At 55.1% G+C, this 23,157-nt stretch carries 26 protein-coding genes; 13 read left to right on the forward strand and 13 right to left on the reverse strand.

The annotated features are described in order from the left end of the window. The first annotated feature begins 69 nt into the window (after window positions 1-69). On the forward strand, window positions 70-1,185 hold the full coding sequence (locus tag DS901_RS00585) for a Hint domain-containing protein (RefSeq protein WP_147249818.1): 1,116 nt from the start codon (window positions 70-72) through the stop codon (window positions 1,183-1,185). A gap of 151 nt (window positions 1,186-1,336) precedes the next feature. Here DS901_RS00585 and dapB read toward each other — a convergent pair whose 3' ends face one another. After that, the gene (gene dapB / locus DS901_RS00590) at window positions 1,337-2,146 is read right to left on the reverse strand and encodes a 4-hydroxy-tetrahydrodipicolinate reductase (RefSeq protein ID WP_113774985.1); all 810 of its coding nucleotides are present in this window, start codon (window positions 2,144-2,146) and stop codon (window positions 1,337-1,339) included. Between the two features lie 97 nt (window positions 2,147-2,243). Between dapB and rbfA the strand changes: the two genes are divergently transcribed. Both rbfA and DS901_RS00600 read left to right on the forward strand, forming a co-directional pair. After that, window positions 2,244-2,639 carry a 30S ribosome-binding factor RbfA gene (gene rbfA / locus DS901_RS00595; RefSeq protein ID WP_113774986.1) on the forward strand — a complete coding sequence of 132 codons (396 nt, stop codon included), beginning with the start codon at window positions 2,244-2,246 and terminating at the stop codon, window positions 2,637-2,639. Then, window positions 2,639-3,373: a phosphodiester glycosidase family protein gene (locus tag DS901_RS00600; protein ID WP_113774987.1), complete on the forward strand. Its 735-nt coding sequence runs from the start codon at window positions 2,639-2,641 to the stop codon at window positions 3,371-3,373. Before rbfA ends, DS901_RS00600 begins: the two co-directional genes overlap by 1 nt. Here DS901_RS00600 and DS901_RS00605 read toward each other — a convergent pair. After that, window positions 3,322-3,813: an NUDIX hydrolase gene (locus DS901_RS00605; RefSeq protein WP_113774988.1), complete on the reverse strand. Its 492-nt coding sequence runs from the start codon at window positions 3,811-3,813 to the stop codon at window positions 3,322-3,324. The two genes, DS901_RS00600 and DS901_RS00605, sit on opposite strands and share 52 nt — an antisense overlap. Window positions 3,814-3,919: 106 nt before the next feature. Between DS901_RS00605 and DS901_RS00610 the strand changes: the two genes are divergently transcribed. Genes DS901_RS00610 through DS901_RS00620 form a run of 3 tightly spaced genes read left to right on the forward strand, consistent with a single transcriptional unit; the run spans window position 3,920 to window position 5,676 of the window. Further along, window positions 3,920-4,831 carry a thioredoxin family protein gene (locus DS901_RS00610; RefSeq protein WP_113774989.1) on the forward strand — a complete coding sequence of 304 codons (912 nt, stop codon included), beginning with the start codon at window positions 3,920-3,922 and terminating at the stop codon, window positions 4,829-4,831. A 27-nt stretch (window positions 4,832-4,858) separates the two neighbouring features. Beyond that, window positions 4,859-5,500 (forward strand): LON peptidase substrate-binding domain-containing protein, encoded by a 642-nt coding sequence (locus tag DS901_RS00615; RefSeq protein WP_113774990.1) that lies wholly within the window; start codon window positions 4,859-4,861, stop codon window positions 5,498-5,500. After that, on the forward strand, window positions 5,497-5,676 hold the full coding sequence (locus DS901_RS00620; protein WP_113774991.1) for a Trm112 family protein: 180 nt from the start codon (window positions 5,497-5,499) through the stop codon (window positions 5,674-5,676). Before DS901_RS00615 ends, DS901_RS00620 begins: the two co-directional genes overlap by 4 nt. 19 nt (window positions 5,677-5,695) lie before the next feature. On the opposite strand, the gene DS901_RS00625 is transcribed toward DS901_RS00620, so the two are convergent. From DS901_RS00625 to DS901_RS00640, 4 genes are all read right to left on the reverse strand, one after another. Continuing rightward, the gene (locus tag DS901_RS00625) at window positions 5,696-6,151 is read right to left on the reverse strand and encodes a hypothetical protein (protein ID WP_113774992.1); all 456 of its coding nucleotides are present in this window, start codon (window positions 6,149-6,151) and stop codon (window positions 5,696-5,698) included. Between the two features lie 4 nt (window positions 6,152-6,155). After that, the gene (locus tag DS901_RS00630) at window positions 6,156-7,403 is read right to left on the reverse strand and encodes a UbiH/UbiF/VisC/COQ6 family ubiquinone biosynthesis hydroxylase (protein ID WP_113774993.1); all 1,248 of its coding nucleotides are present in this window, start codon (window positions 7,401-7,403) and stop codon (window positions 6,156-6,158) included. A gap of 164 nt (window positions 7,404-7,567) precedes the next feature. Beyond that, the gene (locus DS901_RS00635) at window positions 7,568-8,272 is read right to left on the reverse strand and encodes a hypothetical protein (protein ID WP_113774994.1); all 705 of its coding nucleotides are present in this window, start codon (window positions 8,270-8,272) and stop codon (window positions 7,568-7,570) included. Between the two features lie 60 nt (window positions 8,273-8,332). After that, window positions 8,333-9,010: a hypothetical protein gene (locus DS901_RS00640; protein ID WP_147249819.1), complete on the reverse strand. Its 678-nt coding sequence runs from the start codon at window positions 9,008-9,010 to the stop codon at window positions 8,333-8,335. Window positions 9,011-9,120: 110 nt separating this feature from the next. Here DS901_RS00640 and DS901_RS00645 point away from each other — a divergent pair, with 110 nt between their 5' ends. From DS901_RS00645 to DS901_RS00665, 5 genes are all read left to right on the forward strand, one after another. Next, window positions 9,121-10,449 carry an amidase gene (locus DS901_RS00645; RefSeq protein WP_113774996.1) on the forward strand — a complete coding sequence of 443 codons (1,329 nt, stop codon included), beginning with the start codon at window positions 9,121-9,123 and terminating at the stop codon, window positions 10,447-10,449. Between the two features lie 78 nt (window positions 10,450-10,527). Then, window positions 10,528-10,725, forward strand: a complete 198-nt coding sequence (locus tag DS901_RS00650; RefSeq protein WP_113774997.1) for a hypothetical protein — start codon at window positions 10,528-10,530, stop codon at window positions 10,723-10,725. Between the two features lie 179 nt (window positions 10,726-10,904). Continuing rightward, window positions 10,905-12,080, forward strand: coding sequence for an aminotransferase class I/II-fold pyridoxal phosphate-dependent enzyme (locus tag DS901_RS00655; protein ID WP_113774998.1), 1,176 nt, complete (start codon window positions 10,905-10,907; stop codon window positions 12,078-12,080). An 11-nt stretch (window positions 12,081-12,091) separates the two neighbouring features. Beyond that, entirely contained in the window at window positions 12,092-15,163 is a 3,072-nt protein-coding gene (locus DS901_RS00660) for a DNA translocase FtsK (protein ID WP_113774999.1), read from the forward strand. An 87-nt stretch (window positions 15,164-15,250) separates the two neighbouring features. Beyond that, a complete protein-coding gene (locus tag DS901_RS00665) occupies window positions 15,251-16,291 on the forward strand; it encodes a Hint domain-containing protein (RefSeq protein ID WP_113775000.1) in 1,041 nt (346 codons plus the stop codon). Between the two features lie 42 nt (window positions 16,292-16,333). Here the strand turns inward: DS901_RS00665 and DS901_RS00670 are convergent, their stop codons facing one another. Both DS901_RS00670 and rpsU read right to left on the reverse strand, forming a co-directional pair. Continuing rightward, a complete protein-coding gene (locus tag DS901_RS00670) occupies window positions 16,334-17,509 on the reverse strand; it encodes a Hint domain-containing protein (RefSeq protein WP_113775001.1) in 1,176 nt (391 codons plus the stop codon). Between the two features lie 215 nt (window positions 17,510-17,724). Beyond that, window positions 17,725-17,931 carry a 30S ribosomal protein S21 gene (gene rpsU, locus DS901_RS00675; protein ID WP_008231221.1) on the reverse strand — a complete coding sequence of 69 codons (207 nt, stop codon included), beginning with the start codon at window positions 17,929-17,931 and terminating at the stop codon, window positions 17,725-17,727. 108 nt (window positions 17,932-18,039) lie between these two features. Here rpsU and DS901_RS00680 point away from each other — a divergent pair, with 108 nt between their 5' ends. Beyond that, entirely contained in the window at window positions 18,040-18,732 is a 693-nt protein-coding gene (locus tag DS901_RS00680; RefSeq protein WP_113775056.1) for a COQ9 family protein, read from the forward strand. Beyond that, window positions 18,729-19,706, forward strand: a complete 978-nt coding sequence (locus DS901_RS00685; RefSeq protein WP_113775002.1) for an NAD(P)H-quinone oxidoreductase — start codon at window positions 18,729-18,731, stop codon at window positions 19,704-19,706. The genes DS901_RS00680 and DS901_RS00685 overlap by 4 nt, the downstream gene beginning before the upstream one ends. Before the next feature lie 161 nt (window positions 19,707-19,867). On the opposite strand, the gene DS901_RS00690 is transcribed toward DS901_RS00685, so the two are convergent. Genes DS901_RS00690 through ispH form a run of 5 tightly spaced genes read right to left on the reverse strand, consistent with a single transcriptional unit; the run spans window position 19,868 to window position 23,123 of the window. Further along, window positions 19,868-20,494, reverse strand: a complete 627-nt coding sequence (locus tag DS901_RS00690) for a trimeric intracellular cation channel family protein (protein WP_113775003.1) — start codon at window positions 20,492-20,494, stop codon at window positions 19,868-19,870. After that, entirely contained in the window at window positions 20,491-20,940 is a 450-nt protein-coding gene (gene rnhA, locus DS901_RS00695; protein ID WP_113775004.1) for a ribonuclease HI, read from the reverse strand. The genes DS901_RS00690 and rnhA overlap by 4 nt, the downstream gene beginning before the upstream one ends. Next, window positions 20,940-21,536, reverse strand: coding sequence for a class I SAM-dependent DNA methyltransferase (locus DS901_RS00700; protein ID WP_258546613.1), 597 nt, complete (start codon window positions 21,534-21,536; stop codon window positions 20,940-20,942). The genes rnhA and DS901_RS00700 overlap by 1 nt, the downstream gene beginning before the upstream one ends. 22 nt (window positions 21,537-21,558) lie before the next feature. Beyond that, entirely contained in the window at window positions 21,559-22,173 is a 615-nt protein-coding gene (locus tag DS901_RS00705) for a LysE family translocator (RefSeq protein WP_113775005.1), read from the reverse strand. Then, on the reverse strand, window positions 22,173-23,123 hold the full coding sequence (ispH, locus tag DS901_RS00710; protein ID WP_113775006.1) for a 4-hydroxy-3-methylbut-2-enyl diphosphate reductase: 951 nt from the start codon (window positions 23,121-23,123) through the stop codon (window positions 22,173-22,175). Before ispH ends, DS901_RS00705 begins: the two co-directional genes overlap by 1 nt. Window positions 23,124-23,157 lie beyond the last annotated feature (34 nt).

Genomic DNA, 23,157 nt, shown 5'->3' on the forward strand with positions numbered 1-23,157 from the left:
TGCAGCGAAAGTCTTAAGAGAGCCCATGTAGCCATTTTTCTGGATCGCGGCGAATGCCTGCTGTAAAGATTGGATGGACAAGGTGTCAAGCTCACCACGACTTCCTTGGGAAAAGGAAATAATATGGCTTTCATCTCCGAAATTCACTACCAAAACAGCTATGCATCTAGCAGTGGCGTTTCGGAATTTGTTGAGGTCTCACTGACAGCGGATGAAGCAGCACGTGCGGCGGATTTTGACCTTACCACATATAACCTAGATGGAACCGTCATCGACACGTTCAACCTTGCCAGCATTACGCCGGTCATTGATCCCGTTACTGGTCTTTACGTCTATTCTTTTGATACTGTCACAACCGACCCCAATGGCGGGGGGGCTGGCAACGCCGAAGCAATTGCGTTGACCGACAGTACGCTGACTGAGCCAATCAGCTTTTTTGATATTGGTGGTGGCACGACAGCAATCACGGCGACGGAAGGGCTCGCTGATGGCGCGACTTCGGTTAACATCCCGGCTTCAGCTAGTGGCACTTCAATCCAGTTTGATAATGAAGGGAACCGCCTCGATGGCACACTGACCGTTGGGAGTGCAGTTTGTATTGGGAATGGCGCAGAAATAGAAACGGCGCGTGGTCCTGTTTTGATTGAGGATCTTTGTGTTGATGACTTAGTCGTCACGCGGGACAACGGGCTGCAGCCGTTGCGATGGAAATATTCCCGGTCTCTCAACCAGTCTGATTTTGCGACAAACCCGGCTATCACGCCGATTTGCATCAAATCCGGAGCCTTGGGTAAAGACCTTCCGAGAACCGACTTGCACGTTTCGCCCCAACATCAATTGCTTATCGAGGGCCAAGCTGTCGATCTCATCACTGACAGCGCGGCCTGTCTTGTCAAAGCGAAACACCTTTGCGGCTACGTTGAAAATGTGTTTCAAGACCGTGCCTGCACGGGCATCGAATATTTTCATCTCCTTTTTGATCGGCATGAAATCATCTTTGCTAACAGCATACCGACAGAAAGCTTCTTTCCCGGCGATCAAGCTCTAGAAGCGATGGACAACGGTCAGATTGAAGAATTAGAAGCGCTGTTTCCCGGGTTAGGTCAAGCACCTCAGGCAGACTACATTACTCTCAAGCAATGGGAGGCAACTGTCGTTGCCGAGATGCTGCGACCGCCGACCTGATATGCGACACAATCATCTCATCAAGCTTTTGTAGACGTCTCCCATTTCGCCAATTAGGTCTTTGCTTTGACCTTCAAATTTGGCCGACGACGCGCGCAGTCTGCGGTTTAAGTCTTTATCACATGATTTCTGTCTTTAGATGGGGGCGGCTCTACAGCCCCAAGACATCCATCATGTCATAGGCGCCGGGTGCTTTGCCTTGGCCCCACAACGCGGCCTTAAGCGCGCCGCGTGCAAAGATCGCCCGATCCGTCGCGAGGTGGCGCAGAACGATGCGTTCGCCGGGGGCTGCGAACATCACGTCATGTTCGCCCACAATATCTCCGCCTCGGATGGCGGCGAATCCAATGTCGCCACGTGTGCGCGCGCCTGTGATCCCGTCACGCCCGCTGTCGCGTACATCGTTTAAGTCCACGCCGCGCCCTTCGGCGGCAGCTTCACCCAGCATCAATGCCGTGCCTGACGGGGCATCAACTTTGCGGTGGTGGTGGGCTTCGATGATCTCAATGTCGAAATCTTCATCAAGTGCGGCGGCGACTTTCTGGGTTAGCTTCACTAAAAGGTTCACACCCAACGACATGTTGCCTGCGCGCACAACGACCGTATCTTGTGCGGCAACATTGATCGCGGCGATGTCGTCATCCGTTAACCCGGTTGTGCCGATCACATGAGCAATGCCCGCTTTGGCCGCAAGCTTAGAAAACGCGACGCTTGCCGCAGGGGCGGAAAAATCGATGACGGCTTGCGCGTCGGAAAACGCAGCTTCGGCGTCATCCGTCACGATCACCCCAATATCAGCACCGCCCATCGCGGCACCGATATCGCGTCCGATCCAATCGTGGCCGGGACGATCCACGATACCTGCCAGATGGCATTTGTCCGATTCCAGCACGGTTTTAATCAACATCTGGCCCATTGCGCCTGATCCGCCTGTGATGACGATGCCTGGTGTCTGTGTCATGGTCTTTTCCTTCGCGATTACCCCTCTCTTAGCTGGGGATCGCCGTCTGTGCAAAGCCTTGCTTGGCATTGCTGCAGAACAGGCCTAAATGTGGGGTATGGCTAAGAAATCAAATCGCGACGGCAAGGCACCCACACAACGTATGTTGCGCGTGGGCGAACAGTTTCGCCGAATCCTGTCTGAGGTCCTGCAACGCGGTGACGTGCATGACCCTGAATTGAACCGCATGTCCATTACCGTGGGTGAGGTACGGATGACCCCGGATCTCAGCATTGCAACGGCGTTTATTCTGCCGTTGGGTGGCGATGGTAAGGAAGAGGCGCTCGCCGCGATGCGCCGCAACCGTTATGAAATTCGCCATTTGGTGGTAAAGGGCGGGACGATGAAATTCGCGCCCGAGCTGCGGTTCGAAATCGACGGCACCTTTGATCAAATGGACGCGACCCGCGCGCTGTTGGCGGAAAGCCATGTGCGTCAGGACATCGACGACTAATGCGCTGGGCTGTATTTGCCTTGGTTTGGTTGGCTGCCCCTGCGGGTGCGGTGACCTGCACCAATGTGGATTATGCCGGGAATAGCTACACCACTTGTGAAGTCGATGCCGCGTCAGAAGACCTGCGTTTATTCCTGCGGGATGAGAGTGGTGATGTTCTGGGCGGTTTTGCGGCTGTGGATAATTTCATTCCCGACGAAGTCCTCGTCTTTGCGATGAACGCTGGCATGTATCACGACGACCGTGCGCCCGTTGGGCATTATGTCGAAAACGGTGTTGAAGAGATGCGTATCGTGCCAAATGCGGGGCCCGGCAATTTTGGGCTGCTGCCCAACGGTGTGTTTTGCGTCAATGATGGGTCCGCCCAAGTCTACGAGACCTTGGATTTTATAGAAAACGCGCCCGCCTGTCGCGATGCCACGCAATCTGGCCCAATGCTGGTGATTGCCGGGGCGCTACACCCGCGGTTCCTGATAGACAGCACATCGCGTTATGTCCGCAACGGGGTGGGAACAACTGCGGATGGCGCGCGCGTGATATTTGCGATTTCAAACAATGCAGTCACATTTCACGAATTTGGCAGCTTTTTCCGCGATTTTTTACAAACCCCTGATGCATTATATTTCGACGGTAAGGTGTCACGTCTCTATGCGCCTGATCTGCGGCGCTCTGACTTTGGGTTTCAACTGGGGCCGATTGTGGGTGTTGTTGAACAGATCCCAGACCCTGAATAGATGGCCTGTGCCTGCGCGATGATTTGCGCCACGTCGGCGCTTGTTTCTAAAGATGCGATGGTTTCGACGTCAAACCAACGCGCGTCACTGACGTCGTCCGATGCGGATGGGGTGCCCGATACGTAGTGACACAAGACAGAAGCTAGCAAAAAATGATGGGTGATTGTTCCATTAGTGTCGCGCACGATAATATCTAGGTTCGTAATGTAGCGGTCAGGGGTCGCCACAACACCGGTTTCCTCAAGCAATTCGCGTGCGGCCGCGTCCAATGCCGTTTCGCCAAAATCAACATGCCCACCCGGAAACCCCCACAGCCCCGCATCCGGTGCGTTCTTGCGCTTGGCCAGCAAAATTTGGTCGCCGCGCAAAACCACCGCTATCGCAGCGAGCCGTGGTTTCTTGGGGTTTCCATCCGCGCAATTGGCCACTGTTTTTTCCATACCCACAAGCTAAGTGGGTGACGCGTTGCGGTAAAGTGTCATTCCCCCTTGGCCTAGCGCGTCAGAACGCACATATATGCATGGAATTTGAATAAGGAGACGGACCATGCTGGAACTGGACGCGACACCACAAGCCTCTGCTGATCTGATCAAAGACGCAACTGACGCCTCATTTGCTGCCGACGTTATTGAAGCCTCACAAACCGTTCCCGTGATTGTGGATTTCTGGGCACCTTGGTGTGGCCCGTGTAAAACGCTGGGCCCTGCGATCGAGGCCGCCGTGACCAAGGCCGGTGGCCGGGTCAAACTGGTCAAGATCGACGTGGACGCGAACCAAGCCTATGCCGGGCAATTGCAGGTGCAATCGATCCCGACAGTTTATGCCTTCCACCAAGGGCGCCCTGTTGACGGCTTCCAAGGCGCGCTGCCACCCTCAGAGATTGACGCATTTGTCGAAAAAATAACAGCACTTGCAGGCGATCCAGAGGCCGAAGGGCTGTCAGCGGCGATTGAAGCCGCAGAACAGATGCTTGAAGAAGGTGCGGTTGCTGACGCCGCCGAAACCTTTGCCGCGATCTTGCAAGAAGAACCCAATAGCGCACCTGCCTATGCAGGGCTTGTGCGGGCTTATCTTGCGCTGGACGATATCGATCAGGCCGAGGCCATTTTAAACGGCGCCCCTGCTGAAATCTCAACGGATCCACTTCTCGAGGCGGTACACGCGCAAATCACACTTGCGCGCGAGGCTGCGAATGCGGGACCTGTGACTGAATTGCAGGCTGCAATCGAATCTGACCCGGACAATCATCAGGCGCGGCTTGATTTGGCGATCGCGCTACATGCCAATGGCGATGTCGAAGCGGCCATTGACCAGCTATTGGAATTGTTCCGCCGTGATCGTGAATGGAATGACGGCGCGGCTAAGGCGCAGTTGTTCACGATTTTCGATGCGCGGGATGCAAAAGATCCAATTGTTCTGAACGGGCGGCGCAAATTATCATCATTGATATTTGCATAGGCGTCGGATCGGCTTAGGCTATCTGTCATGATACCAATCGCTGACCTGCCAGATGTTGTGCCAGTGTTCCCGCTACCGGGGGCGCTGCTATTGCCGCGTGCGCGCCTGCCGTTGCAAGTGTTTGAGCCACGATATCTGGCGATGTTGGATGATGTACTGAAAACATCGCATCGGTTGATCGGAATGATCCAACCCTATGCACGCCCTGAAAACAGCAATGGGTTACACATGATTGGCTGCGCGGGGCGAGTTACCTCGTTCTCGGAAACCGATGACGGACGCTATATGATCACGCTAACAGGTGTATCGCGGTTTCGGATTACCCAAGAACTGGACAGCTTCACGCCGTATCGCCGCTGTAATGTGAATTGGGCTGGCTTTGATCGTGATCTTGGGGTCGCTGAAAAGGATCCCGGTTTTGACCGCGCGCCATTCCTTAAGATGCTTGGCCGCTTTTTTGAGGATAAGAGCCTATCGACCGATTGGGATAGTTTGGGCGATGCGGATGATGAATTGCTGATTAATTCGCTTGCGATGCTTTGCCCGTTTGATCCTGAAGATAAACAAGCCCTGCTTGAAGCACCGTCGCTGACGACGCGCCGCGAAACCCTGATAACATTAATCCAATTCGCCCTGCGTGGCGGATCAGGCGATGAGATTTTACAATGACCGAAACAGAATTTGACCCCAAAATGCTTGAGGCTTTGGTTTGCCCAATGACCCAAACCACGCTGGAATATGACGCGAAAAAACAAGAACTGGTGTCAAAAAACGCGCACCTCGCGTTTCCCATCCGCAACGGTATTCCGGTGATGCTGGTCGATGAGGCGCGTAAGCTGGATTGAGAGTGCGCTATGGAACTGATCAGCCAGTAATCTTACCACGCTCAAAACAGGCGATATCTGCTTTCGTCATGTAAGGAATCTTATTCTCCTTACCGATGCTCCATTGCCAGTCGATGATTTCAGTATCTGTTGTAATAATGATGTCGGTGCCGCCTTCGAACCTAAGTGCTATCTCGGTCTCGGCATTTATCGTTGCCGAGATGATTGGTCGATAAATCATGGCTGCCCATATCGTAGCCCAAGCAATGCCATCTTGATCTGAACGATCCATTAGGTCCGGATGGTCTGTCTGTAAGGTCTTCACTAAGGGTTTTATCTTTTTAGAAAACATTCCATTGAAATGAAGATAATAGTTATTTCTTCCTAACCGCAGCGTCCAGGTATCGCCAGTCGTAAACCCGATTACCCAATTCCCGATGAGCAGCTGTTCTAGCCGTCGGTTTGCTTCAGGCAAATCGATGATATCGTATGCCACGGCGCTACCCCTGCATTAATTTCGGCAAATCACCCGATAGCCCTGCGGCCTCGCGGATGAAACTACGCCGCAGGCCGGGCATTCCGTTGACCACGCCCATGCCAATGTCACGCAACCCGCGCAGGACTGGGTTATCGTTCGAAAACAACCTGTTGAACGTGTCGGTGGCCAGCGCGAGCGTCGCTGTGTCGAACCTGCGCCATTGCTGGTAGCGCTGCAAAACTTGCGGTCCGCCGATGTCTTCGCCGCGTGCGCGGGCGTCGGACAGGACTTCGGCCAGTGCGGCGACATCGCGCAGCCCTGCGTTCAACCCTTGCCCCGCAATCGGGTGCATCCCGTGGGCTGCGTCCCCGATCAGAGCCATGCGATCACCGATAAAACTATTGGCGAGGGTCAGCCCAAGGGGGTAGTTGAACCGCGCGCCTGTCAGGCTGATTTGCCCGAGAAAACTGCCAAAGGCTGGGCGCAAGGCATCCAGGAAATCCGCGTCGTCCATCGCAGCCAGTTCCGTGGCGCGCGCGTCGGTTTCGCTCCAGACAATCGAGCTACGATTTTCGGTCAGCGGCAAGATCGCCAGTGGGCCAGCAGGCATAAAGAATTGATGCGCAATGCCGCCGTGTGGTTTTTCGTGGGAGACTGCGCAGACCACGGCGGTTTGGCCGTACCCCCAGCCCGTGCGTTTGATCCCGGCGCGTTCGGCGGTGCCGCTGCTGCGCCCGTCCGACCCGATGAGGATGGACCCGGTAATGACCTTGCCTGACGCCAATGTGACGCTGGCCGACGCGGGCCCAATATCCTGAGATACCACAGTTTCTTGCGACATCTGGGTGATCAAAGGTTCCGCTGCCATCGCGTCCAAAAACGCGTGGCGTAGGTGGCGATCTTCGACCATGAAACCCATCGGGCCTTCTTCGATTTCGGCATGGTCAAAGTGCAGCATCCATGGGCTGGCCCCTTTGCCAGCGACCCCGTCTGTGACCTTAATCTCAAGCATCGGTTGGGCATTGTCACTGACCGTGTTCCAGACACCAATACCTTGCAAAAGCCGTTTTGATGCCAGCGCGAGCGCATAGCTGCGCCCATCAAAATCAGGGCGCTTGCGCCGATCAACGGCCAAGCTGTCAATGATCGTCACGGCAAAGCCCGCCTGAGCAGCGGCCAGTGCCAAAGCAGGCCCATTCAGCCCACCACCCACAATGATGATATCCGTATCCATAGGGCGTAATATGACCGCGCGCGCGGGATTGTCCATGCGGTGCATGGCCCCACCGTACGGTGGTTTTTGCGCACCCGCACGGATTGTGGGTTAATGTCTTATTTTATTGGGAAATGTAGTGTCGGCGAAACGTCGGACTTGCGTCGGCAAAGCGTCGGGCATTTTGGGTCGGCGTGAGTAAGGTAAATTGTCGTAAACAGTCACTGGACGCCGTCATCGAATTTCTGGAGAAGGTCTAGCGACCAGAATGACCGCGCGCTGAGATTCTTCCACCCTCTAGGACTATCGTCTGGTAGCTGAAGGGAGCTCATTGCATTGTAGGGGCCTGATCGTTTTTCCATCCACCAATACAACATTGTCTCGACCACTCCAGTGGTCACTTCTTCATCCGTAATTTCAAGAGTTACCTCAGCAAGCGAGTAGCCTGCACCAAACGTGTTTGCCAACGTTTCTGGATCGACCAAAATTACGCTAGTCGGGTCTGCAATATCTGTGAATGTGACCATCATGGGATAAGCATCCTGCGGCACTTCGGCTGATCCGCGATGGCGTTCAATTGATCTGGCCCAGCGGTCGAATTCGCTACCACGCGTGTAGGGGAACTGCGTGAATGTGTGGTAGGCGAGGTCTTCCACGCCGTCCAATAAGACAAACAGGTATTTGCCCGGTGCAACCTCGACCACGACCGCTTCGCCCCGGACATCGCTACGCACGCCGCGTGCTTCGGGGAGGTCGTACCAGCTGTCGCTATGGGTTTTTGTGATCTCGGTGACGCTATACCCGCTGACTTCCCCAGTTGGGGTTTGCACGGTGACGGTTAGTTTTTGGTGCCACGTGTATACCTTGTTGCAACTGGCGGTCAGCAGCAAGCACAGGACAAGCGTCGTGCGAGATATGATACTCATTCCGTTGGTTCCTTAACAAAATATGGTCGGTTCAAGGTAGAAGCAAATGTAGTGAAATAGTCACTTGAATAACTCCGTTGAAAAATCATTGGCGCTAAGTGAGTTGGCAAAGCGATTCTGAGAATTTACCGTCGTATAGCGTTGGCCATCCAGTCTGTTTGGCCAAATGGAAATTAACCAATTCAGCAATTGGGTGATTCCATCCGCTGTTACCACCTCATCCGTAATCTCCAACGCCATCCCAGTTAGCATAAAACCTTCACCGATGATTGTGGTCAGGTTGTTCGGATCGACCCTCTGCACGCTGGTTGGATCGTTGATATCGCTGAATGTGACCATCATGGGATATGCATCCTGCGGCACTTCGGCTGATCCGCGATGGCGTTCAATTGATCTGGCCCAGCGGTCGAACTCGCTGCCGCGCGTGTAAGGGAACTGCGTAAACGTTTGGTAGGCGAGGTCTTCCACGCCGTCCAATAAGACAAACAGGTATTTGCCCGGCGTAACCTCGACCACAACCGCTTCGCCCCGGACATCGCTACGCACGCCGCGTGCTTCGGGGAGGTCGTACCAGCTGTCGCTATGGGTTTTTGTGACCTCGGTGACGCTATACCCGCTGACTTCCCCGGTGGGGGTTTGCACCGTGACGGTCAGCTTTTGGTTCCACGTGTAAACCTTGGTGCAACTGGCGGTGAGCAGGAGGGTCATTAGTAAGCAAATGTGAATAAAAATACGCATTTTGGGTAAGGGAATTCCGGTTTTATGTTTGGTATTGAATTTTGATCGGCATTATTTCTTTCTAAGGTATACAGGGACGCGTAATCATTCAACAAAACCGGAGAATTTACATGCAAGACTGGCGATGGATGACGGCGGCTGATTTGGGGCGTGCGATTGGGGCGGGGGATATTGACCCGGTGGCCCTGACCGAAGTGTATCTGGATGCCATTGATGCGCATGAATTTCGAGATCGCATTTATGCGCGCGTGACGCATGCGCGTGCGCGGGCAGAGGCTGCGGCGGCGTCAGAACGGGCTAAATCTGGGTTTCGCCGGGGGCCGCTTGATGGTGTGCCTGTGTCTTGGAAGGATTTGTTTGATACGGCTGGCGTCGCGACCGAGGCTGGGACCGCCTTGATGGAAGGCCGGGTGCCTGAAACGGATGCGCTGGTGTTGCAAAACGCGACGGCGGCCGGGCTGGTGTGTCTTGGTAAAACTCATATGTCCGAGATCGCGTTTTCGGGGCTTGGGCTAAACCCGATCACAGCAACGCCGCCTTGTGTGAATGACCATGATGCAGTTGCGGGTGGGTCATCGTCTGGGGCGGCGACGTCAGTTGCGTTTGGATTGGCGGCGGCGGGCATCGGGTCTGATACAGGCGGGTCGGTGCGTATTCCTTCGGCTTGGAATGATTTGGTTGCGTTGAAAACCACGCATGGAAGGCTGTCGTTGGACGGTGTTGTGCCGTTGTGCCTGACGTTTGATACGGTCGGCCCGCTGTGCCGGTCGGTCGAGGATGCGGCGTTGCTGTTTGCGGCGTTGGATGGGGCAAAGCCTGTCGACTTGGGTGGTGAAACCCTAAAAGGTAAACGGTTGATGGTGCTGGATACGATTGCGCCGGATGATGTCCGCGATGCCCCCCGCGCCGCATTCCAAAGTGCGGTTGAGCGGTTGCAAAATGCGGGCGCGATTGTTGAACATTTTGCATTTCCGCCGCTTGTCGATGCATATGGCGTCGCCGGGGCGCTTTATGGTGCGGATAGCTATGGTTGGTGGCGTGACCTGGTCGAGGCGCACCCCGAAAAGATGTTTCCGCAGATTTTAGAGCGCGTGCGCGGTGGCAAGGCCGTGAGTGGCGCGGATTTCGTGGCGGGCTGGAACTTGCTGCGCGATATTCGCAAGCAATACACGGAGGTAACCGCGCAATTTGATGCGGTGATTATGCCGACGGCACCGATCCTGCCGCCCAATGTAGACCGGCTGCTATCAGATGAAGAGTATTACAAAACTGAAAACCTGCTGGCATTGCGCAATACGCGTGTGGCGAACTTGCTTGGTTTGGCGTCGATTACCTTGCCGACCGGGGTGCCATCTTGCGGGATTATGTTTAACGGGCATGGTGGTGGTGACGCTGCATTGTTGCGGCTGTGTCAGGCGGCAGAGGATGCGCTGGCGTAGCATCGGATCTGAAACGCCGACGGAAATGTGTCGTCGTGACGTTTAGGACGGACGTATCCTGAACATCGGAGAGAAAACATGTTTCGAAAACCATTTGCCGTATTGGCGACTGTCGCACTTGTGGCGGCACCATTGACGGCCCAAGCCCAACATATGCCGACACCAGCGCCAGCGTCCCAACCCGCTGCAAGCGGTGGACAAGGACCGGGTGTGAACGGGTTGGTCGTGGTTGCAGCGCTTCTTGTTATCGCGGGTGTTGTGGCGCACCGCCGCTGATCTGCGAGAACCTGTTACCATCGCGCCATCCAGCCCTAAGGGTGGCGCGATGCCCGCCGTTTCACTGGCGAAAAAACCACAATATGACTTCGATTCGCGGCTTGTTCTGGACAGGGCAGGGGGCAACGCGCTAGTTTGCTAAAAAACGGGGCGAAATGATCCCGTGAATTGAGGCAGTTATGGTATTCCCCGCGCGGTTTTCGAACCTCCCGGTTGCGATGTGGCCACGTTTGCGCGCGCTTTTAGACGTGCCAACGCAGGCAACAGATGTGATCAATATGACGATTGGCGAACCGCGCCATGCGTTTCCCGATTTTGTCGGTGATATTCTTGCGGCCAGTTTGCAAGGTTTCGGGAACTACCCAAACAATAACGGCACCGATGATTTGCTTGACGCAATTGCGGGGTTTTTGAACCGCCGTTACGGTCTGGACGTGGCACATGATCAGATTTTGGCGCTGAATGGTACGCGCGAAGGCTTGTATAACGCTGCGATGGCGCTCTCGCTCGAGACAAAGAATGGCACGCCAGTCATCCTGACGCCGAACCCGTTTTATCCGGTTTACGCGGTTGCTGCCTTGTCCGTTGATGCCGAACCAATTTTCGTGTCCGCGACCGAAGCAACCGGGCATTTGCCGGATTTTCATGTGCTGCCTGACGATGTTTTGGCGCGTACAACGGTTGCCTACATTTGTTCGCCAGCGAACCCGCAAGGCGCTGTCGCCGACGAAACTTACTGGCGTGCGCTGATCACTTTGGCCGAGAAACATGATTTCATCATTTTCGCGGATGAGTGTTATTCCGAGATTTACCGTGACACACCGCCACCCGGTGCGCTGCAGATCGCAACCGAAATGGGCGCAGACCCGGACCGCGTGGTGATTTTCCACTCGTTGTCAAAGCGGTCAAACCTGCCCGGCTTGCGGTCAGGATTTTGCGCGGGTGGTGTGAAATCTATCGCGCGGATAAGACAATTGCGTGCCTTTGCGGGCGCGCCGCTGTCTGGCCCATTACAGGCGGTATCTGCAAAAGTTTGGGCGGACGAAGTGCATGTGGTTGAAAATCGTGCGCTCTATCGCCGTAAATACGAGATTGCTGACCAGATTTTTGGCGACTTGCCGGGATATCTATCGCCGCAAGCGGGCTTTTTCCTTTGGCTCCCAGTCAAAGATGGCGAGGCCGCCGCGCTGAAACTCTGGCAAGACACAGGCGTGCGGGTTTTGCCCGGCGCGTATCTAAGTCGCGATGCCGCAGGTGAGAACCCCGGCACAGGATATATTCGGGTCGCGATGGTGGCCCATGAAGACGAATTGCAGCGTGGATTGACGTTAATCCACGACTGTTTGTACGGTTGAGGATAGTAAAGATGGCATCATATCAAACACGGCAGCGCGATCCACTTTTGGACAGCGCAACGCAAGCGGCGCTTGAAAAGCGTAGCAAAGAATTGGTGGGTCTGGGCCTTGGTCTGGCAGGGCTGTTGATTGCCTTGATCGTGGGAAGTTATTCGCCGGATGACCCGAGCTGGATTTCAGCAACTGATGCGCCCGTGCAAAACTGGCTTGGCCATTTCGGTGCGTCAATTGCGGCACCGTTGATGATGGTTTTGGGGCTTGGTGTTTGGGTTGTGCCTGTGCTGTTGATGGCTTGGGGTGCCCGGTTTGTACTGCATCACGGCCAAGACCGCGCGATTGGGCGCATTATCTTTGCGCCTGTCGCGATTGTTGTGGCCGCTGTCTATGCCGCGACGTTGACACCCGGTGTCGATTGGCCTGCAAACTTTGGCCTTGGTGGGTTGTTTGGTGATACGGTTCTGGGCGTTATTTTAACAATCGTGCCGTTCGGTGCGGTCTTTGGTGTGAAATTCCTGTCTTTCTTGACGGCGCTTGGACTGGTTGCGTTGATGGCGTTTGCGCTGGGGTTTACCCGCCCTGAACTGCGTGTCGCTGGTCGGTTTCTCGTCCTTGGTACTGTGATGCTTTATGCTGGCCTGTTGAAAATGGTTGGTAAAGGGGCCGTGCTTTCTGCGCAGGCGGCGCAAGGAATGAACGCGAATATTCAGGCTTACCGGGCGAGCGCCGCAGAGCGCCGCGCCGTTGATTTCGACGAAGGCACGGAAGATCTGATCGAGGACGAGGTTCCCGTTGCCCCCACACCAGATTTCAAAGCGCGCGCTGCTGCCGTCGTTCGCGCCCGCCCGGTGATGCCCGTTGCAGAACCACGGCTGACTGGCGATGCACCGAAAATGCCGCCAGCTCCACCGCTGACCGCCTCACGTACATTGGATATTCCCGAGGCCGCGCCGGAAACCGTGGAAACGCCGACCCAGCCCACCGGTGGCAGCTTTCTGTCCGGTTTGTTGAAACGCAACGACACGATGCCAGAGCCTGAATTGGTCACACCCGCACCGATTGCACCGATTGCGCCATTGGCCACGGATTCAGAACGCGTCACCAGCCGGATCGCGAATGCTATCAAAGCGCGTGAAATTCCACCGTCACCAACTGGCGTGCGGATTGAACCTGCGTTGACGGCGGGACGTGGCCCGCGTCCGCTTGTTTTTGCTGACCGTCAAGAACCAAGTGTTGAGACAGTCGCAGAACTTACGCCCGCGGTAGTAGCGCCTGTTGCGTCCTTGTCGATGCCAGAGGCAGAACCAGAGGTAACACGGATCTTGGAGCGCGCGCCGATTGCTGATCTTGAACCGATGCCCGAGCTTGATGATGATGACACGTCAAACCCAATGATGGACGCGGCGCCTTATGTTGCCGCACCGCATATGCCTATTCCGCCTGCGCATGTGCCGGTTGCTCCGACGCCGGAACCGCGCGCCGTTGTGCAGCATCCGCCAAAGCGTGTGTCGCAGCCGTCGCGCCAAGCTAAGGCCGAAGCACAGCCTGCGCTGGCCTTCGACGACAAATATGCCGATTATGAGCATCCGCCGCTCAACTTGCTGATGAACCCGATTGACATCCAGCGGCATCACCTGAGCGATGATGCGCTGGAACAGAACGCCCGCATGTTGGAAAGCGTTCTGGATGATTATGGCGTCAAAGGTGAGATCACATCTGTGCGCCCCGGCCCTGTTGTCACCATGTATGAGCTTGAGCCGGCTCCGGGTTTGAAAGCGTCACGCGTCATCGGGCTCGCCGACGATATTGCACGATCCATGTCTGCGCTGGCCGCACGGGTTTCAACCGTGCCAGGCCGGACAGTGATCGGGATCGAACTGCCCAATGAAAACCGCGAGAAAGTTGTCTTGCGCGAAATCCTGTCACACCGTGACTTTGGCGATGGCAATCAAAAGCTACCGCTTGCGCTTGGGAAAGATATTGGCGGAGAGCCGATTGTCGCGAATCTTGCGAAGATGCCCCACCTGCTGATTGCGGGGACCACGGGGTCTGGTAAATCGGTGGCGATCAACACGATGATCTTGTCGCTGCTTTACAAACTGACACCCGAAGAATGCCGGATGATCATGATCGATCCTAAGATGCTGGAATTGTCTGTTTATGACGGCATCCCGCATCTGTTGTCGCCTGTTGTGACTGACCCGAAAAAGGCAGTTGTTGCCCTGAAATGGGTCGTCGGCGAGATGGAAGAACGCTATCGCAAGATGTCCAAGATGGGCGTGCGCAACATCGACGGTTACAATGGTCGCGTCAAAGATGCGCTGTCCAAGAATGAAATGTTCAGCCGCACCGTGCAGACCGGGTTTGACGATGAAACTGGCGATCCGATCTTTGAAACCGAAGAATCCACGCCAGAGGTGCTGCCGTATATCGTCGTGATCGTCGATGAGATGGCTGACCTGATGATGGTGGCCGGCAAAGAAATCGAAGCCTGCATTCAACGGCTTGCGCAGATGGCGCGGGCGTCGGGGATTCACCTGATCATGGCGACACAGCGTCCATCTGTGGACGTGATCACTGGCACGATCAAGGCGAACTTCCCAACGCGGATTTCGTTCCAAGTGACGTCAAAAATCGACAGCCGCACGATCCTTGGTGAAATGGGTGCTGAACAGCTCTTGGGTATGGGTGACATGCTTTATATGGCGGGTGGGTCTAAGATTACGCGCGTGCATGGGCCATTCGTGAGCGATGAAGAAGTCGAAGAAATCGTGAACCATCTCAAAGGCTTTGGTCCGCCGGAATACATGTCTGGCGTTGTCGAAGGCCCACCTGATGATCAAGGCAGCAGCATTGATCTGGTGCTTGGGCTTGGTGACGGGTCTGACACTGAAAACGCGCTTTATGATACTGCCGTGGCGATTGTGATCAAAGACCGCAAGTGTTCAACGTCCTACATCCAACGCAAGCTCGCCATCGGCTACAATAAGGCCGCGCGCTTGGTTGAGCAGATGGAAGACGAAGGCGTTGTGAGTTCAGCTAACCACGTCGGTAAGCGCGAGATTTTGGTGCCTGAGCAGCAATAACCGGCCGATGATGGTGTGCGCGCGTTTGTTCATTTAATCTCAAGGGTAACAACTATACTGTTGCCCTAAGTTTAAGTGAAGAAGCCAATGCCAGTTGAAACAGTCTATACGCTAGAAGCCTCAAATATTACAATTTCGAATGGCGCACAGCTTTCGGGTCTTACCCAAGGGGATGGGTCCCATTTGATCGGTGAAACCATCACGCTTGACAATAACGACTGGCAAACAGTTGATGTCTTTGATTCGGATGGAAATTTCCAAGATTCAAGCGATACCCAATCCCTGAGCGGGGCACAGGTCTATGACGGGGTCCCATATGCCGATGGGCTGCGGGTAGAGGCGGAGTATACGCTGCTTGTCGAAGATTCTACGGGCACCCAGTACACGTTAGTGGCCTTCAACATCAATGAAGTGGGCGTTGCCTCCTTTGCTACCGTCGAGGGGCTTGCATTTGTCGGCGGTGTCGGGGGTTTCCCGCCGATTGGTGAGCCTCTCACCGTCATCTCTGCACAAGAGGGACCATCTGTGCCCTACACGACTCTTGCCTCGCCTCCGTGCTTTACGCGCGGTTGCATGATCAGTACGCCCAAGGGCACCATAGCTGTTGAGGATATTTGCGCAGGCGATCTAGTGGACACGCTGGACTCTGGCCCTCAGAAGGTCCGTTGGGTGGGGCGCGCACGGCTCCCGCGCGCCGCGCTTGTCAAAAACCCGAAATTTCTGCCCGTACTTATCAAACAAGACGCAATAGGCGCCGGACAGCCAAGTCGCGACATTTATCTGTCGCCGCAGCATCGGGTGCTGGTCACTGGCTGGCGAGCGGAATTGCTATTCGGCGAGGCCGAAATTTTGGTGCCTGCCGCTAAGCTGGCAAATGATCACTCTGTTATCGCGGATGAAATGTCAGGCGATATCGAATATTTTCATATCATGTTCGACCACCACGAAATTGTCTGCAGCGATGGGCTTTGGAGCGAAAGTTACCTGCCCGGGGTCGCGGAAACTGGGGCCATCGAGACGGAACGAGAACTTGAAGCTTTGTTTCCCGAACTATCAAAAAACGACGTTAAAAAAGTATCTGCGCGCGTTTGTATCTCGGACAAGCGTACCGCTATTTTGAATGCTTAGCCGGAAAATGGCGTTTTTCGAGTAAAAGATACCCAATCCGGATCACCGCTTTGCGCTTGCGTCGCTGGCAAATACTTGCGCCTCGAAGTTACGTAAACTGCGCCGCGCGAGGACATGTGGCATAGGTTGCGTTGCAAATGATTCTGGGAAAAGGCTGAACAATTCCGCTTGCCCCATATCTGTTCCATCGGTCAGTGCCTCCCAAGAGGGAAGCAGGCTTTCGCTGCATACGTTATCTGTTATGACGATTTCATGTGCTTCAAACAGGATATGAACGTAGTCGACAAAACCGGATTTGCGATACCGGATCGTTGTGTCGTTCACTAAGAATTTGGCGGGCACCAAGATTTCAGGCTCGCCGAATAGCAATTCTGCCCGCCATCCTGTGACCATCACGCGGTGGTTCGGGGATAGCTCTAAGTGGCAGCTATTCCCTATTGCGCCGGGGGCGAATTGCACCGGGGCGCTGTTTCCCAATGCGGGGAATCGTTTGCGCCCGATCCATCGAATTGGCTGATACCCGTGGTCTGCCGTCAGGACCATGTCGCCAACTTCAAGCGTCTCGATCAGTTTTTCACCGTCTGCCGTGCTAATGTAGGTGCCTGCGACAAAGCAAACCGGGCCACCATTGATAATTTCGACATAGTCACCGATATAGAAATTGGAGTTGCCTTCTTCAATTGTCCCACCATCAATGGAAGAATTGTAATTAAGGTCGAAGTCTCGTTCGCGATCAATCGTCACTGTTGCGCCGCCATTGGCCCCGATGTTTGTTCCCGGTGCAATTGTGAGCGTATTGCTGAGCGTTGGGCCGCCGTCGGATGGTATCAGCACATTGGCGTTAAACCTGACGTAGCTATCGCCAAGGCCAGAGATGTCTGATTGGACATTCGCGGTCTGTCCCGGGTTTTGAGGCGCGTAGTTGTATTTTATCAACGACGCATCTGGTGTTCCGGTGGCGACGCTTGCGAGGTAGGCTTGGTAGTCCGCGTAGCTATCAAATATCGTGAGATCAGAGATCGCGCTGCCGTTCCCAATCTCGCCATCCGCAGTTGGGTTGGTGACTTCGAATACAACAAGGTCGTCGGCGTCGAAGATGCTTGAGCCGTTTTGAAACGAAACCGTGCCGGCGTTGTTGTTGCCGCCACTAGAGTTGGTATTGATGTTTCCACCTTGGATAACGTCAGCGCCTAAAACAGCGAATGATGTAGTCGCCATAATACCCACTCCAATAATAGTTACCGTTTTCGAACACGTTCGGCCAACATAAGGATGCTTGGCTAAGGTTGATACTTGGCTAAAAGGATAGGAAGCCGCGTTTAAATGAAGTAAAACCCTTTTTAAGGGTTTGGATTCTATAGACGGCACGATTGCAGGCACAAAAAACCCCGCCAGATTGCTCTGACGGGGCTAAATTCGCTACGTTGGATTGCTTAGAGCAAACCTTCGCGCTGGAGCTTCTTCCGAGCCAGCTTGCGCTGACGACGGATAGCTTCTGCTTTTTCACGCGCCTTACGGACGGATGGTTTTTCGAAATGTTGCTTAAGCTTCATTTCACGAAAAACGCCTTCACGCTGAAGTTTCTTTTTCAGAGCACGCAACGCCTGATCGACGTTGTTATCACGAACACTAACCTGCATGTGGTTTTCACCACCTCTCTAAGTTGGATTTGCAAAAATTGCAGGAAATGGGCACATAGCAATGACGGAACCGTTTGTCTAGTACCTACCACCGCGAGGAGAATGCCGATGACGCATACAGCCATTGATCCAACCAAAGCCGCGCTGCTGGACGCGATCCTGCCGCATGTGGCCTTTGACGGCTGGTCGCCTGTTGCTTTGTCGCTGGCGGCAAAGGAAATCGGGCTGGATGACCCTTTGACGATCTGCCCGCGCGGGGCTGTGGACCTCGCGATTGCGTTTCATCAACAAGGTGATGCTGCAATGGTCGCCGCGCTTGCGCAAACGGATATGTCAGACATGCGTTTTCGCGACAAAGTGGCCGCCGCGATTCGCTTGCGCATTGCAGCTGTTGACGACAAAGAAGCCGTGCGTCGTGGCACGACCCTGTTTGCGATGCCGCATATGGCGGCAGACGGCACAAAACTGATCTGGGGCACCGTCGATGCGATTTGGACGGCCTTGGGGGATACATCACAAGATGCGAATTGGTACAGCAAACGCATGACGTTATCCGCCGTATATGCCGCTGTTGTGCTGTATTGGCTGGGTGATGATAGCCCCGATGGTGAAGCCACAGATGCGTTTATTGACCGCCGTATCGAAGGCGTGATGCAATTCGAAAAGGTCAAAGCGCGGGTGAAAGCAAATCCGTTATTCAAGCCGCTCACTGGGCCGCTTGACCGTATTATGGCCGGGATAAAGGCGCCAACACACCCCCCTCGCGATGATTTACCCGGCGTCTGGAAGGATCCGCAATGATGAAAGCCGTCGAAATCGCAAGCCCCGGCGGGCCTGAGGTGCTGACCCTGACGGACCGCCCGGTGCCCACGCCAGCCTATGATCAGGTGGTGATTAAGGTCGCTTATGCCGGGATCAACCGGCCCGATGCGTTGCAGCGCGCGGGCCTATATAATCCGCCCAGGAATGCCAGTGATCTTCCGGGTCTTGAGGCGTCAGGCACCATTGCGGCGATTGGCGCAGGAGTGACATCTGTGGCGGTAGGTGATGCTGTTTGTGCTCTCTTGCCCGGCGGTGGCTATGCCGAATACGTGGCCACACCTGCGGCGCATTGCTTGCCCGTCCCAAAGGGGCTGAGCATGGCGCAGGCGGCCTGTCTGCCGGAAACATTCTTTACGGTTTGGTCGAATGTCTTCATGCGCGGTGGATTGCAGGCGGGCGAGCGGTTTTTGGTCCATGGCGGTGGCTCTGGGATTGGCACAACGGCGATCCAACTGGCCAAAATCTTTGGTGCGCGCGTGTTTACCACGGCGGGTAACGACGAAAAATGCGCGGCTTGCGTGGGTTTGGGGGCCGAAGCCGCGTTTAACTATCACGACATCGATTTTGTTGAAAAAATGCAAGCGCTTGGTGGGGCCGATCTGATCCTTGATATGGTAGGCGGCCCGTATATTCAGCGCAATATCAAATCATTGGCGGATGACGGGCGATTGGTGCAAATCGCATTTCTGCAAGGGCCGAAGGTCGATATTAACCTGATGCAGGTTATGATGCGGCGGTTGACACTGACCGGATCAACGCTGCGCCCGCAATCTGACCTAGCCAAGGCGCGGATCGCGGAGCAATTGCGCGCGAACGTCTGGCCGCGGATCGCAGCGGGCGATATTGCCCCAGTGATGGATCAAGAATTCACGCTGGCGGATGCATCAGCCTCCCATGCGCGGATGGAAAGCAACGCGCATATCGGAAAGATAGTATTGCGCGTAAATGATTAGTGTAGGTCCGGAGCTCGGTTTTTACGACGTTCCGAGATCGCAATAATCAAAACAATTGGGACGACAAGTAAGCTCGCCCAACCTGAAAATACGCCTGCCGCAACGATAATAAGTACAATGAGAATTGGGTTTTCTCTTTATTGTATGCTTCGTAGGCGGATTTATTTTTGTCGCGGTGGAAAGGCTTTATAAACCGGCAGGTGCCAGCCGAATCCAATACTGCCTGCCCGCAGCGCAAATGCACAACCCGCGCAAGCCAGCAAGGCAAGCGGTTGGGGGAGCCCGCAGTAGAGCGCCGAGGTCGCAGCAATTCCTCCGAATAACGCGCAGGTCACGTAGAGTTCGCCTTGTTTCAGGACCAGCGGGACTTCGTTGCAGACTACATCACGCATCAACCCGCCAAAACAGCCGGTAATAATTCCCATGATCACCACAATGCTGGGTGGTTGCCCCATCGCAATCGCCACCGCGACACCCGCCGGGACTGCAACCGCCAGCGCGCATGCATCCAGCCAAACAATCGCGCGGTAGCGGCTTTCAAAAAGATGCGCCGTGAAAAATACCAATACGGCGGCGGCTGAGGCCACGCCAATATAAGTGGGATGCGCGACCCAAAACACCACGTCGCGGTTTAAGATGATATCGCGCAATGTACCGCCACCCACCGCCGTGAGGCTGGCAATGAACACGAAACCGATCAAATCAAGCTGCGCACGGCTGGCGACCAATGCCCCTGTGAGCGCAAAGACAAACACCGAAGCGTAATCAAGGAACGCGAGCACGGTCATTTTTTAAAGGGCGCCATGCCCGCGCGGGCCAGTTCATCTGCCCGTTCGTTTTCCGGGTGGCCAGCGTGGCCTTTGACCCATTCCCATGTCACGTCATGGCGCGCACGCGCTGCGTCAAGCCGTTGCCACAGATCGATATTTTTGATTTCGCCGCCTTTTTTCTTCCAGCCTTTGGATTTCCAGCCGTAAATCCATTTCGTGATCCCGTCTTTGACATATGAACTGTCGGTGACCAGCGTTAGCTTGGACGCGGTCGAAAGGGTTTCAAGCGCATTGATTGCGGCGAGCAGTTCCATCCGGTTATTGGTGGTGTGGGCTTCGCCGCCCTTAAGGTCACGTTCCTTGACGACGGTATCGCCGTCGCGTGCGATCAGAACCGCGCCCCAACCACCCGGACCCGGATTTCCAGAGCAAGCCCCGTCAGTGTAAACATATAAATCAGGCATTAAATCTTCCGTGCGCGCATGATGACAAAGGGGTCGTTTGTGCCAGCCATGCCGACCTCTTGGCCCTGTTTGGTGGCAATCACATCAAAGCCCGCGTCGGTCAACAGTGCGTGTAACCCGTCAACGGTGACATAGGTATAAAGCCGATCAATCTGATCGCGTTTTTCGCCTGCACCGACCTTCATACCGATGTGGAAAATGCCGCCATCACGCAGGGCGACAGCGATAGCGCGGATGTGGCGGGGCAGGTCGGTTTCAGGGGTATGGAGCAGCGAAAAGTTTGCCCAGACCCCGTCATAGGTCGCGATCATGTCGATATCATCAAACGCCATCAGGCGTGCGCCGATGTGATGTGTTTGGTTGGCACAATCAACCATGCCCTGTGCGGCATCAACGGGGTCAGGGACCAACCCAGCGTCACGCATATGCGCTGAGGCCGTTGCGGGTCCGCAGCCGAGGTCAAGAATATGCGCGCCCTTGGGCATTGTGTCGATAAATGCCTGCAAATCAGCATCGGGCCGAGCTGTGTTGGTCATTTTGGCGTAATCGGCAGCTTTGGCGTTGTAGGTTGCGATTGTGTCTTTGTCGGGCATCATCTGTCCCCATTTGGTGTGGTAATTATGGGTATTCGCATGCGAGCCGAAGGCCGAGTGCGGCGAAAAGTGCCGCGAATGATCGGTTCAACCATCGCATGGTCACCGCGCTTTGCAGGACTTTGTCACGTGCGAGTGCTGCAAAAACACCATAAAATACGAAGGTCACAAAGGTGATCGCCATGAATACACCACCCAGCATGATCATCTCTGTCGTGACGGTTTCTGCATTCCCCGAAAGAAATGGGGGCATCAGTGCAAGAAAAAAGATCGAAAGCTTGGGGTTTAGGATATTAATCAGCGCCCCCCTGCGGATGATCGCCGTGCTGGACTGTTTCGGGCCATCAGCGCGCATTGCGAGCAAGCCATCCGATTTGAGCGCCTGCCACGCCAAGTACATCAAATACCCGACACCTGCGAGTTTCACGATTTGATACAGCACTGCGCTTGTATGCAGGATCGCAGCCAACCCAAGCGTGGCGGCGAGTAGGTGCGGAATGACCCCAGCCGTACAGCCAGAGGCCGCAGCAATCGCTGCTTTGCGCCCCTGCCCAAGCCCGAGTGCGAGCGTGTAGATCACCCCCGTGCCGGGAATAATGCAAACGATCAGCGCAGTCAGCAGAAAGGAGGCACTGATCATTATGCCGTTTCTCGCAGCACGCGCGGGACTTTGAATTCGACGTTTTCTTGCGCTGTTTCAACCAGTTCAACGGTGACGTCATAGCGGGTGCGGAAGGCATCAATGACCTCATTGATGAGCACTTCGGGGGCGGACGCGCCTGCGGTGATCCCCATAGATGTAATGCCGTCCAGTGCGCGCCAGTCGATGTCGGTCGCGCGTTGGACTAGCTGGGCATAGGGGCAACCAGCGCGCGCGCCCACCTCAACCAGTCGTTTGGAGTTTGACGAATTGGGTGCGCCGACGACCAAGATTGCGTCGCATTTTGGTGCGATTTCTTTGACCGCTTCTTGGCGGTTTGTGGTGGCGTAGCAGATGTCTTCTTTGTGGGGCCCGACGATTTTCGGGAACCGCGTGTTTAGGGCCGCGACGATATCAATCGTGTCGTCCACAGACAGGGTGGTTTGGGTCACAAAGGCAAGGTGGTCCGGGTCGCGCACCTGCACGATCGCGACGTCATCAACTGTTTCGACCAAGAGCACTTCACCATCTGGTAGTTGCCCCATTGTCCCAACGGTTTCTGGGTGGCCTTCATGGCCGATCATGATCATTTGCAGCCCGTTGTCTGCGTGGCGCTGGGCCTCGATATGGACTTTGGACACCAACGGGCAGGTGGCGTCGACATAGATCATTTCGCGTTTTGCGGCGGCGGCAGGCACGGCCTTGGGAACGCCATGCGCCGAAAAAATCACAGGGCGGTCATCGGGGCATTCGTCAAGCTCTTCGACGAACACGGCGCCCAGTTCACGCAGCCCATCGACCACAAATTTGTTATGCACGATTTCGTGGCGCACATAGACTGGCGCGCCCCATTTCGCGATCGCCATTTCGACAATTTTAATCGCACGATCAACGCCTGCGCAAAATCCGCGCGGTGCGGCAAGATATAATGTCAAAGGAGATTTGGTCATCTGTATCCTCGGGTGATTGCCCTAGAGGTAAGAC

The sequence above is a fragment of the Loktanella sp. D2R18 genome, from assembly GCF_003318235.1.
Taxonomy (GTDB): Bacteria; Pseudomonadota; Alphaproteobacteria; order Rhodobacterales; family Rhodobacteraceae; genus Yoonia.